This window comes from Pseudomonas sp. SIMBA_068, from assembly GCF_046534705.1.
GTDB classification, from domain to species: domain Bacteria; phylum Pseudomonadota; class Gammaproteobacteria; order Pseudomonadales; family Pseudomonadaceae; genus Aquipseudomonas; species Aquipseudomonas putida.
On sequence record NZ_JAWRYI010001168.1, the window covers coordinates 1 to 251 of the forward strand.

Below are 251 nucleotides of genomic sequence, written 5' to 3' on the forward strand. Positions count from 1 at the left end.
TCACCAGCCGCGCCGGCCTGGTCTACGTGGATCCGACCGGCTGGGCGCCGTACGTCAGCTATGGCGAGTCCTTCATTCCCACCGCCACCGTCGACTCCTCGCAGCGCAAGCCATTCAAGCCGGAGACCAGCCGCCAGTACGAGGCCGGACTGCGCTACCAGCCTCCCGGCACCAAGGACAGCTACAGCGTGGCGGCGTTCGACCTGCGGCGCCGCAACTACATTACCTACGACGCCGACTCCATTCCCCGG

General features: G+C 67.3%; 1 protein-coding gene. It reads left to right on the forward strand.

The window, feature by feature from the left end; genetic code table 11:
* On the forward strand, window positions 1-251 hold a 251-nt coding region (locus tag SB756_RS33205; protein WP_410913652.1), incomplete at both ends, for a TonB-dependent receptor domain-containing protein.